This is a genomic window from Cupriavidus sp. CPT47-8839-RL05A (assembly GCF_058792255.1).
The window spans coordinates 1-1082 of record NZ_JBYTEG010000048.1; the positions used below are offsets into that span (position 1 = coordinate 1).

At 59.9% G+C, this 1082-nt stretch carries 1 pseudogene; it reads right to left on the reverse strand.

Annotated elements, in window-relative coordinates:
* Positions 1–1082 (reverse strand): annotated as a pseudogene (locus AC3WVS_RS31220) (IS3 family transposase); the annotation flags it as partial.

The following is a 1082-nucleotide window of genomic DNA, read 5'->3' on the forward strand; positions in this document are numbered from 1 at the left end:
GTAGGCCCAGCCCTGATCCGAATGCAGCAAAGGGGATTCCCCCGGCCGCAGTCTTTGCAATGCCTTGTCGAGCATCTCCTGGATCAGTGCGAAGTCAGGTCGTTCGCTGGTTTGCCAAGCGATGATCTCCCCGTTGTATAGGTCCAGGACGGGCGAGAGATACAGCTTCTTGCCGCCTACGTTGAACTCGGTCACATCCGTCACCCACTTCTCGTTCGGCTTGCTCGCCTCGAACTGGCGCTGAAGCAGATTGGGGGCGACTCGCCCCACCTGCCCTCGGTATGAGCGGTACTTCTTGGGCCGCACGAGCGACTTCAACCGCAACGCCGACATCAGCCGTTGCACGGTCTTGTGATTGATCAACGTCCCCGTCTGACGCAGCGTCGCCGTAATCCGGCGGTAGCCATATCGGCCCTTGTGCTCGGCATACACACGTTGGATGCGCTCCTTGAGTTCCCCGTGACGATCTCCGGCCTTGCTTGCCGTGAGTTGGTAGTAGAACGTGCTGCGCGCCAGAGCGGCGATCTTGAGCAGGATTGGCAGCGGGTGGTGCTCGCGCAAAGCGTTCACGACTTGCGCTTTTTCTTTGGCGCCGCTTGCTCCTTGGCCCGGAGCAGGGCATCCAACTTTTTTAGGTACGCCACCTCCGCGCGCAGATACTCGTTTTCCTTGAGCAGATCTTCACGTGAACGTCCGTCTTGGGGCAACTCGGGAGTGGGTTGGACAGGCTGTTTGGGCTCGGACATGTTGGGTGGCCGGCCTTTGCGGCGCGGCATGAGGGCTTCGAAACCGCCCTCATGATACTGGCGCTCCCAACGGCTGACTCCGCGGGTATCGCGCAAGTCGAAGAGGGAACTTGTCTGAGCATAGGACAACTCGTGGCGCCACATATGCTGCAGCACCGTCAGCTTGAACTCGGCGCCAAACGCCTCACGCTTCTTGCGTAGCCCGGCCTCTCCATGGTGCTGCCACGCACCAATCCAGCGTCGCACGATCGAATGACCAATCCCATGCTTCTGACTCAGTGCCCGGATCCCAATCCCCCCAGACAAATACTCCTGAACTACCTTGCGCTTGAATGC